An 8,764-nucleotide genomic window follows, 5' to 3' on the forward strand; every position below is an offset into this window, starting at 1 on the left:
GGGCAGAACATCTCCGAGGTACGGGCCGCGCTGAGCTGGCAGACCCCGTCGGTGCCGTCGAAGCTGCCGGTCAGCGGCTCCGTTCCCGGCGCCGGCTCACCGTTCCCGCGCGGGGCCGCCGTCCCAGCCGAGGTTCGGGGCGACCGTCCGCGCGGCGTCGGTCAGCAGCCGCACGTTCTGCGCGAGCCCGAAGGCCGGCGGGAGGAACAGCACGATCTCCTCGGCGGCCGCCAGGCCGGGGTCGGCGAGCACGGCCTCGGTGACCTCGTCGGGCGTGCCGTGGAAGACCGGGCTCATCCGCATCCCGGCCGGGAGGTCCGCGCCGATCACCGGGGTCAGCGCGCCCTTCGGGCGGGACGCGGCCATGCCCTCGGTGCGCCGCTGCCGGTCGTAGGCGGCGTAGATGCCTCGCAGCTCGGCCGTGGTGCCGGGCAGGATCGAGGCGGCGACGGCGACCGGCGGCGGCTCGATGCCGTGCTTGTCGCGCCAGGTGGTGCGGTAGACGTCGATCAGGCGCGCCTGGTGCTCGCCGAAACTGGCGCCCTCCGGGACGTCGTGCAGCACCGTCCCGGTGATCAGCCCGATGCCGAGTTCGGCCGCCCGCGCCGCCGATCCCAGACTGCCCGCGCCCTGCCGGATCCGGGAGCGCAGGCCGGGGCTGTGCGGGGTGACGCGCAGCTGCGTGCCCACCGGCGCGCCCTGGCCCGGTCCGTCCACGATGTGCAGCGCCGCTCCGGCGATCGCGTCGAGGAACCGCTCCTGGCGGCGCTCGGCTTCGGTGCGCGCGTCCGTGCCGGCGGCGCCGAACACCGCGTCCCAGGTGGCGTTGCCGCTGGTGGACACGGCGAGCTGGAGGCGGCCGCCGATGAGCAGGTCCGTGGTGCCCGCGGCCTCGGCCAGCAGCACCGGGTCCTGGTAGCGCATCGGGATCACCGCGCTGCCGAGAGTGATGTGCCGCGTGTGCTGCCCGGCCGCGGCGAAGAACGGCAGCGGCGAGGACAGGTAGTGGTCGAAGTGCCGCTGGTAGGCCCAGCCGGACTGGTAGCCGAGCGCCTCGGCCGCCCGGAACAGCTCGATGCCCGCCCGCAGCCCCGCGCCCGGGTCGTCGCTGAACGACACCCGCGTGTTGAAGCCGAGCCTGCGCCCCGTCACGACAGCTCCTGCGCGCCGGCGGGGATCGAGTCGATGAGCGTGCGGGTGTAGGGCTCGCGCGGACTGTCGAAAATGGACTTCACCGGCCCGCTCTCGACGACCCGCCCCTGCCGCATCACCGACACGGTGTGCGCGAGCTGGCGCACCAGCGCGAGGTCGTGCGACACGAACACGTACGTCAGCCCCAGCTCGGCCTGCAGCGACAGGAGCACCTCGACGATGCCGGCCTGCACGGTGACGTCGAGCGCGGAGGTCGGCTCGTCCAGCACGATCACGTCCGGCCGCAGCACCAGCGCCCGCGCGATGGCGACCCGCTGCCGCTGACCACCGGACAGCGCCGCCGGCTTGCGGCCGCGCAGCTCGGCCGCCAGCCCGACGGCGTCCAGCGCCTCGCGGACCCGGTCGGCGCGTTCCCGCCGGGTCCCGACGCGGAACCGGTCCAGCGGCTCCCGCACCAGGCGCTCCACCTTCCACGTCGGATCCAGCGAGGTGTACGGGTTCTGGTAGACCAGCTGCAGGTGCCGCCGCACCGACCGCAGCGCGGCGTGCGAGCCGCCGGTCACCTCCTCGCCTGCCACCTCGATGCGGCCCGAGTCGGCGCGTTCGAGGCCGAGCAGCAGGCGGATGGCGGTCGTCTTCCCGGAGCCGGATTCGCCGACGAGCGCGTGCGTGGTGCCCGCACCGACGGTGAACGACACGTCGTCCACGGCCCGTAGCGCGCGGCCGCCGACCGTGAAGGTCTTCGTCACCCCGCGGACGTCGATCTTGGGCCTGGCCCCGGTGGGCCGCTCGGCGTCGCGCAACCGGCGGTAGCGGTCCGGGTTGAGCGCCGGGACGTCGGCGTGCAGGCGCCGCGTGTAGTCCGACTCGGGCGAGGAGAACACCTCCGCGGTGGGCCCGGCGTCCTGCACCACCCCGTCCTTGAGCACGACCAGCGAGTCGGCGCGCTCCGCGGCGATCGCCAGGTCGTGGGTGATGAGCAGCAGGCCGATGCCGAGATCGGCACGCAGCCGGGACAGCAGGTCGAGGATGCGCCGCTGGATGGTCACGTCCAGCGCCGAGGTCGGCTCGTCGGCGACGAGCAGCTCGGGTCCCGGCAGCACGGCCAGCCCGATGAGGACGCGTTGCAGCATGCCGCCGGAGAGCTGGTGCGGGTAGGAGTCGTAGACGCGTCGCGGGTCGTCGAGCCCGACCTGCGCGAAGGTCTCCAGGATCCGCTCGTGCCGCCGGGCCGCGCTCGGCTCGTCCAGCAGCGCGGCGGCCTCCCTGGCCTGCGCGCCGATGGTGCGGACCGGGTTGAGGGAGCTGGCCGGGTCCTGCGGCACGTACCCGATGCGGCGGCCACGCAGGCGGCGGAACCGGCGTTCGGGCAGCGACAGGACGTCCTGCCCGTCGAACTCGGCTGCGCCACGCGCCCGGGCGGCCTCGGGCAGCAGGCGCAGCAGCGTGCGGGCGATGGTCGACTTGCCCGAGCCGGATTCGCCGATGAGCGCGAGGCTGCCCGCCCGCGGGAGCTCGAAGTTCACGCCGGTGACGACCTGGTGGTGGCCGTAGGCGACGGTGAGGTCCCGCACGCGCAGCAGCGTGCCGGTGGTCGTGGCCGCCGCGGGGCGGTCGAGGGTCAGTTCGTCTTGCGGAGCCATCGGCTGATCCTGTTCACGGAGAGGACGGTGGCGATCGTGACGAGCGCGGGCGCGTAGACCAGCCAGGGGGCCAGCGGGTAGTCCTTGCCCACCGAGATGAGCAGGCCCCAGTCCGAGGCGGGCGGCGGGTCGCCGTAGCCGAGGAACGCCAGCCCGGCGATGACCAGAATGGACAGTCCGAACTGGAGCACCGCGAGGGTCAGCACCGAGCGGGAGGCGTTGGGCAGCACGTGGCGCAGCAGGATGTGCCACCGCGACCCGCCCTGCAGGTAGGCCGCTTCGACGAACACGGCACGCCGGGTCTTGATGACCTCGGACCGCATCACCCTGGCGAACACGGCCACCGCGGACACCCCGGTGGCGACCGCGGCGTTGACGGTCTGGAAGCCGAGCGCGCTGACGACGATGACGGCGAGCAGGAACTGCGGTATCGCCAGCAGCACGTCGACCAGCCGCGCGAGCGCGCTGTCGGTCCAGCCGCCGGCGAACCCGGCGACGAGCCCGATCACCCCGCCGACCACGACGCCGATGCCGACGGCGATCAGCGCGCTGCCGACAGAGGTGGCGGTGCCGTGCACGACCCGGCTGAACAGGTCGCGGCCCAGGTGGTCGGTGCCGAACCAGTGCCCGGCGCCGGGAGGCAGGAACTTGTCCGCGGGCACGCCGGCGGCCGGGTCCTGGCCGGTGAACAGACCGGGCAGCAGCGCCCAGGACAACACGACCGCGACCACGGCGAACGACAGCACCACCGTGGGCGGCACCGCCACGCGGCGCCGGGTGGCCGGGCGGGCGGCGGAGACCGCGGAGACCGTCATGCCGCCACCTCCGTCCGCCGCCGTTCGGGCAGCAACCGCACGCGCGGGTCGAGCAGCGGGTAGACGAGGTCGGCGAGGAGGTTGACCACGACGAACGCGACCGCCGCGAGCGAGACCACCGCCTGCAGCACCGGCAGGTCCTGCGCGGTCACCGACCGCTGCACCAGGCTGCCGATCCCGGTGCGCCCGAAGATCTGCTCGGTGATCACGGCGCCGCCGAGCAGCTCCCCGACCACCAGCGCGAGCACGGTGACCACCGGCAGCGCGGACGGTTTGAGCAGGTGCCGCAAGAACAGCCGGGTCTTGCCGAGCCCGCGGGACCGGGCGAGGAACGCGTAGTCCTGCCGGGACTCGTGATCGAGGTTGGCCACGAGCACCTCGGCGACCTGCGCGGAGACCGGGATGCCGAGGGCGACCGCGGCGAAGAACGTCGCCCACGAGCCCTCGGAGTCGATCACCCGGAACAGCCCGAGCTGGAACGCGAACACCTGGATCAGCACCAGGCCGATGACGAAGTTCGGCATCGACAGGAACAGCGACGGGAAGGCCCGCAGCACGCCCTGGCCGTAGCGCCGGGGCAGGTAGCGGGTGCCCAGTGCGATGGCCAGCGCGAGCACCAGCGCCACGGCCAGGGCGGCGGCGGCGAGGGCGAGCGTGGAGGGCAGGACCTCGCCGATCATGCGGCTCACCGGCAGGTGCGTGCGCAGCGAGAGGCCGAGGTCCCCGGTCACGAACCGCGACAGCGACCCCCACAGCTGCACGTACACCGGCTGGTCGAGCCCGTAGTAGGCGATGATGTCGCGGATCTGGTCTTGCGTGAACGCGTTCTGCGGGTTGTTCAGCGTGGCCGAGACCGGGTCGCCGGGCAGCACGCTGATGACCACGAACGTGAACACGTAGGCCAGCAGGATGACCACGATCGCCTGCAGGACGCGCCGCAGGGCGTAGGTCGCGTAGTCGCGGTTCATGACGGGGACCTCAGCCGAGCCAGGCGGTGTAGTAGCTGGCGTAGGCGATCCCGTTGTAGGTCACGCCCTGCAGCTTGGGCGACTGCAGGTAGATCCGCTGCACGATCTGCGTGAGCGGGACGAAGTAGCCCTGCCGCAGCACGTGTCCCTGCAGCTGGTCGAGCGCCGCGTCGCGGTCGGCGACGGTCTTGGCGCCGGCCACCGCGGCGCCCAGCCGCACGAGTTCGGCGTCGCTCTGACCGAGGCCGAACCAGTTCTCGCCCTTGTTCGCGTCGGTGAGCACGCCCGCGACGGTGCCCGCGTCGATGAAGCTGCGGGTGATCTCGTAGGCGGGCACGTTCGGGTTGCCGGGCTTGTCGACGCGGGAGCTGTAGGTGACCACGTCGAACGCCTGGAGCGTCACCTTGAAGCCGATCCTGCCGAGCTGCTGCGCGACCAGCTCGTCGATCGACTTCGAGGTCGCCAGGTAGGGGTTGGGGAACAGGGTCAGCGCCAGCTGCTTGCCGTCCTTGGTGCGCACACCGTCGGCGCCGCGCACCCAGCCCGCCTCGTCGAGCAGGCGGTTCGCGGTGGCTTCGTCGTAGGCGAAGTCGGCGCTGTGGTCGGTCACGCCGGGCACATTGCTCTGGATGAACGACTTCGCGGGCTGCCAGTCCGGTGTGTAGACCGTGGAGATGATCTCGTCGCGGTTGATGCCGTGCTGCAGCGCCTGCCGCACCCGGATGTCGTCGAAGGGCGCGACCTTGGTGTTGATCGCGTATCCGTTGACGAAGCCGAGGTAGCGCGGGGTGGCGGTGGTGAAGCCCTGCGCCTTGAACGACGCCAGCTCCTGCGGCGAGGGGTTGTAGGCCACGTCGGCCTGGCCGGACTGGACGGCGGCGGTGCGCACCGACGGCTCCGCGACGAGTTTGTAGGTGATCGAGTCCAGGTAGGCCGGTCCCTGGTGGCCCAGCGCGGGCGGTCCCCAGTTGTAGTCGGCCCGCTTCTTGAGCACCACGCTGTCGCCTTCCTTCCAGGAGGCGACGACGAACGGCCCGCTGCCGATGTCGTTGGACAGGTCGGCCTGCTGGTCTGCGGGCAGCGCGAGGGTCTTCGGCGAGATCAGGATCGAGCCGTGGTAGCCGAGTGTCGGGATGAACCCGAGGGTCGGGGCGCGGAAGAACACCTTGACGGTGGCCGGGTCCACCACCTGTGCGTGGTCGTAGGTCTTCGGGAACAGGCCGATCGGGTTGATGCCGCGGGCCGTGTCGCCCTTCGCCCAGATGTCGAGATTGGCCAGCACGGCGGCCGCGTCCAGCGGGGTGCTGTCGGAGAACGTCACGCCCTGCTTGAGGTGCAGCGTGAATTCGGTGGCGTCGGCGTTCTGCTCCCAGCGCTCCGCGATCCACGGGCTGACCGCGCCGTTGTCGTCGACGTAGACGAGCTTGTCGGTCACGTGTCCCCAGATGTGGCCCTGGAAACTGGAGATGGCGCTGTTGTTGGGGATCCAGGTGTCGCCGAGCGAGTCGATCAGGAACGTGATGTCGCCGCCCGGTTTCGGCTCGCCGGAGCCGCTTCCCGTGTTCGCCGTGCCCGGCGCGCACGCGGCGAGGACGACGACGGCGGCGAGGCCGGCGATCAACCGGGTGATGCGGCCGGGTGGTCTGACGCGGGAGGTCTGCATGGCTGGGAACCTACGAGCGGGCGCGCCGCGGGGTCCAAGACGAAATGGGGATGGGATCCCATCGAGGAGTCTGATCGGCCGGATGCGGGAACCACGGCGCGCGTGTGGTTAGTGTCGGGGCCGTGGGCCGGACGAGCGAGATGAGCGCGCACTGGGGAACCTACCGGGTGGAGGTGTCGGCCGACGGCCGCGACGTCGTCGCCGCCCGGCCGTACCCGGACGATCCGGACGCCGCGCCGGCGATCGGCAACGTGGCGAGCGCGCACGGGCACCGGTCCCGGGTGGCACGTCCCGCGGTGCGCCGTCGCTGGCTGGAGCGGGGGCCGGGGCCGGACGACCGGCGCGGCGCACCGGACGACGAGTACGTCGAGGTCGGCTGGGACACGGCGCTGGACCTGCTCGCCGGTGAGCTGGCGCGGGTCAGGTCGATGTTCGGCAACCGGGCGATCTTCGGCGGTTCCTACGGCTGGGGCAGCGCGGGGCGGCTGCACCACGCGCAGAGCCAGCTGCACCGGTTCCTGAACACGATCGGCGGTTACACGCGGTCGGTCAACGACTACAGCCGCGGCGCGAGCATGGTGCTGCTCCCCCACCTGATCGGCGCACCCGCCACTGTGGACCTTCGGGTGAAACCCGTGTCGTGGAACGACATCGCCGAGCACACCGACCTGCTGGTCAGTTTCGGCGGGCTGCGGCGGTCCAACACGTGGGTCGTGCCGGGCGGTCACGCGCGGCACGCCGGGTCCGGTCTCGCCCGGGAAGCAGGCCGCAGCACGGAGGTGGTGGTGCTATCGGCCCAGCGGGACGACGTGTTCGCCGATCTGGGCGCGGAGTGGATCGGCGTGATGCCCGCGACCGACACCGCTGTGATCCTCGCGCTCATCCACGTGCTCGTCACCGACGGTTTGGCCGACGAGGAGTTCCTCGCGACCTACACGGTGGGCGCCGAGCGGGTCCGCCGGTACGTGCTCGGGGACGTGGACGGCGTGCCCAAGACACCTGAGTGGGCCGAGCGGATCAGCCGCACCCCGGCCGGTGTGATCCGCGGGCTCGCGCACCGGATGGCGGCCGGGCGCACGCTCGTCAACGTCGTCTACGCGCTGCAGCGCGGCGAACGGGCCGAGCAGCCGGTGTTCGCGGCGCTGACGCTGGCGGCGTTCCTCGGCCAGATCGGGCTGCCCGGCGGCGGGTTCACGCACGGGTTCGGCTCGATGGGCGACTACGGCGTGGGGATCGCGGGGCCGCCGCTGCCGACCTTCCCGCAGGGGCGCAACCCGGTGCCGGACTTCATCCCGTGCGCCCGCATCAGCGACCTGCTGCTGCATCCGGGCGAGGAGATCCCCTACAACGGCGGTCGGTTGCGGCTGCCGGAGGTCAAGCTCGCCTACTGGGCGGGCGGGAACCCGTTCCACCACCACCAGGACCTGCGGCGGCTGCGCCGGGCGCTGTCCCGGCTGGACACGTTCGTCGTGCACGAGACCCACTGGACGCCCACCGCGCGGCACGCGGACGTGGTCCTGCCGGTGGCGAGCACGCTGGAACGCGACGACCTGGCGGCCGGCGCGGGCGACACCCGGCTGCGCGCGGTGCCGCGGGCGGTGCCTCCGCACGGCGAGGCGCGTGAGGAGTTCTGGATCTACACGCGGCTCGCCGAGCGGCTCGGCGCCGATTTCGCCGAGGGGCTGGATTCGCGGCAGTGGCTGGAGCGGATCTACGAGGAGTGGCGGGTCGCGCCGGGGTCGCCGCCCGCGCCGCCGTTCGACGGGCGCGAGGGTGGGGTGGCGTTGCCGCGGGAACCGCACCCGGACCGGGCTTTCGAGGCCTTCCGGGCCGATCCGGCGGAGCACCCGCTGGGGACGCCGACCGGGCGGATCGAGTTGTTCTCGGAGACGCTGGCGGGCTTCGGTCTGCCGGACATCGCGGGGCACGCGCAGTGGCGGGAGCCGGCACAGTGGTGGGGTTCGCGGCTGGCCGCCGAGTTCGACCTGCACCTGTTGTGCAACCAGCCCTCGCACCGGCTGCACAGCCAGCTGGACATGGGCGCGGCCAGCCAGTCGACGAAGGTCGCGGGCCGCGAGCCGCTGCGCCTGCACCCGGCGGACGCGGCCGCCCGTGGCCTCGCCGACTGTGATGTCGCGCTGGTGCGCAGCGCGCAGGGCAGCCTGCTCGCGGGTGTCGTCGTGACGGACGCGCTGCTGCGCGGGGTGGCGCAGATGCACACCGGCGCGTGGTTCGACCCGAGCGCGCCGGATGTGGCGGACTGCGTGAACGGCAACGTGAACGTGCTGACCCGCGACGCCGGAACGTCGACGCTGACGCAGGCCACCAGTGGAGCGCACGTCCTGGTGGCAGTGAGTCGGTACGAGGGGCCGCTGCCGCCGGTGCGGGCGTACGAACCGCCCCGGCTGGGGAGTTGATCCCGCTACGGGGCTAGGCCGTGTCTGACAATGTCTTTGTCCAGGTGATGACGTCGTGGATGAGGATGGCGGCGCGGTAGAGCGTGGCCAACTTGTCGTAGCGGGT

At 72.5% G+C, this 8,764-nt stretch carries 6 protein-coding genes; 1 reads left to right on the top strand and 5 read right to left on the bottom strand.

Annotated features, from left to right (window positions below):
• Nucleotides 1–96: 96 nt before the first annotated feature.
• From ABZ215_RS42545 to ABZ215_RS42565, 5 genes are read right to left on the bottom strand one after another with little or no spacing between them, the layout of a single operon-like run.
• Nucleotides 97–1,152, bottom strand: a complete 1,056-nt coding sequence (locus tag ABZ215_RS42545) for an LLM class flavin-dependent oxidoreductase (RefSeq protein ID WP_354956552.1) — start codon at nucleotides 1,150–1,152, stop codon at nucleotides 97–99.
• Nucleotides 1,149–2,795, bottom strand: a complete 1,647-nt coding sequence (locus tag ABZ215_RS42550) for an ABC transporter ATP-binding protein (RefSeq protein WP_354956554.1) — start codon at nucleotides 2,793–2,795, stop codon at nucleotides 1,149–1,151. The genes ABZ215_RS42545 and ABZ215_RS42550 overlap by 4 nt, the downstream gene beginning before the upstream one ends.
• Nucleotides 2,774–3,610 carry an ABC transporter permease gene (locus tag ABZ215_RS42555; RefSeq protein ID WP_020416048.1) on the bottom strand — a complete coding sequence of 279 codons (837 nt, stop codon included), beginning with the start codon at nucleotides 3,608–3,610 and terminating at the stop codon, nucleotides 2,774–2,776. The genes ABZ215_RS42550 and ABZ215_RS42555 overlap by 22 nt, the downstream gene beginning before the upstream one ends.
• A complete protein-coding gene (locus tag ABZ215_RS42560; protein WP_354956556.1) occupies nucleotides 3,607–4,578 on the bottom strand; it encodes an ABC transporter permease in 972 nt (323 codons plus the stop codon). The genes ABZ215_RS42555 and ABZ215_RS42560 overlap by 4 nt, the downstream gene beginning before the upstream one ends.
• A 10-nt stretch (nucleotides 4,579–4,588) precedes the next feature.
• Complete coding sequence (locus ABZ215_RS42565) at nucleotides 4,589–6,241, bottom strand: ABC transporter substrate-binding protein (protein ID WP_354956558.1); 1,653 nt, start codon at nucleotides 6,239–6,241, stop codon at nucleotides 4,589–4,591.
• Nucleotides 6,242–6,363: 122 nt separating this feature from the next.
• Between ABZ215_RS42565 and ABZ215_RS42570 the strand changes: the two genes are divergently transcribed.
• Nucleotides 6,364–8,658, top strand: a complete 2,295-nt coding sequence (locus ABZ215_RS42570) for a molybdopterin-dependent oxidoreductase (RefSeq protein ID WP_354956560.1) — start codon at nucleotides 6,364–6,366, stop codon at nucleotides 8,656–8,658.
• Nucleotides 8,659–8,764 lie beyond the last annotated feature (106 nt).

Origin of the sequence: Amycolatopsis sp. NPDC006131, assembly GCF_040614175.1 — a bacterium.
GTDB lineage: Bacteria > Actinomycetota > Actinomycetes > Mycobacteriales > Pseudonocardiaceae > Amycolatopsis_E > Amycolatopsis_E tucumanensis.